Source organism: Nocardiopsis sp. JB363 (genome assembly GCF_900143625.1).
In the GTDB taxonomy this organism is placed as follows: Bacteria; Actinomycetota; Actinomycetes; order Streptosporangiales; family Streptosporangiaceae; genus Nocardiopsis.
The window spans coordinates 1-1,687 of record NZ_FRFF01000015.1 but is presented as its reverse complement, the minus strand read 5'-3'; the positions used below and the strand labels follow the sequence as shown (position 1 = coordinate 1,687).

General features: G+C 72.2%; 1 pseudogene. It reads left to right on the top strand.

Going from position 1 to position 1,687, the window contains the following annotated elements:
- Positions 1 to 307: 307 nt before the first annotated feature.
- Positions 308 to 1,687: pseudogene (locus BQ8420_RS03500) on the top strand (hypothetical protein); the annotation flags it as partial.

Genomic DNA, 1,687 nt, shown 5'->3' with positions numbered 1-1,687 from the left:
CGGGAGGAACGGGGGAGCGGGGACGGGGGAGAGGCCGTGGTCGCAAGGGCGTGTGGGAGCGCTCTCGGCCACGGCCTCACGGCCTCGCGAGGAGGAGCCGGCACGGCCACCGGGAGGAGAGCTTCCGGTGGCCGTGCCGGCCCTTCTCATGAACCCCCAATCTTCGCAATAAGCGCAAACGTCGCAAAAGCCCGCATAGCTCTGCTTCTGCGGTTTCTTGACGCTTGCGGCGGATACCTTCCCTAGGGAAGCGTGCGGCCGGACGGGCCACACGCCGGACGGTCCGCGAACCCGTGGGAGGGGCCACTTGCCCGAGAGCACAGAGTCGTCCGACAGGCGTTCGGGCGCCGACGACGAGGCCTATGAGCAGATCCACTTCGCCTGGGCCGAACCCACCCTCCTCGGCCGTGTCGGACCCGGACCCGCCGCCACCTCCCTGCCCGAACGCGACCAGCCGGTCCTGCGCTCCTGGCGCGACCGCCTACTGCCCGCCCTCACCGCCGACTACCGGTCCGCGCTGCCGGGCGTCGACCCCGGCGACTACCCCGAGACCCTGTGGGCGCACCACTACCCCGACGGGCAGAGCGCCCTGGTCTACCGCTGGCCCGGTGACGTCCGCGAAGCACACGCCTGGGCCATCGTTGGACCCACCCGAGGGCTGACCCTCTCGCGCATCCTGTCCCTCCATGAGAACCCCAACACCCGGCCGGCGCAGAGCCGACCGCCCACACCCGGTTGGGCCGCCCTGCGGTCCCTGGCCACGCCCGAGCCCTGGGAACTGACCGCCGCGCCCGGCGCGCTGCGCACCCGGGACCGCCGCGCCGCCGAAACCCGCATCGGTGCCGAGCCCATCCTCGTCGGCGCCGTCGCCCGAGCCCTGGCCCACCCCGACCGGCCCGTCCACATCACCCTGGACCCCGGACGCGCCGACCTGTGGCAGGCCGTCCAACTGCGCTTCCTGTGGGGCATGCACCGGATCCTGAACGACGTCCTGACCCCCCACTCCGCGATCCCGGCGGCCGGGTGGAGCTGGTCCTTCTCCACCTACGACCCGGTCCTGGGCGTGGAGGACGGGCCGCACCTGGCCTTCGGGCCGCCCGGCGACGACGCCTCCACCCGCGGTCCCTTCCTCGACCCGGCCCCGGTCGAACACCTCAAGACCGCCGATGGTCTGGTCACGGTCCTGCGGGAGGAGGGCGGAGACGCGCTGGACGAACACCTTCGTTCCCGGGGCGTTCCCGACGCGACCACCTTCGCGGACCGGCTCGACCTGCTCCGCGACTGGCTCGACCCGCGCCCGAAGGCCGCTGACCGGGGCGCCGAGCTCCCCGCCCCGGAACCAGGGATCCTGGCGGAAGACGTGGTCCCGCGACCGGAAGAGGCCGACGGGGCACTCCACGAGGCCCCCGTGCCGGAACCAGAAGCCTCGGAACCAGGGGCCCTGGAAGAGACCGAGGGGGAACTCCAAGAGGCCCCCGACCCGTTCTCCGACACCGAGGAGGGCCCGGAGGAACGTGAGTTCCCCATGGCCGAGGACCCCCTCGAACCCGAACCGCTCCCCGAGGCCCCGGAGAACATCGAACCCGACCTGCCCGAGCCGGAGGAACACCGGCACAGATCGGCTCCGGTGACCCGACCGGCCTGGACCTGTCTCATATACACAACTGACGCTGCCGACGAAAAGAGA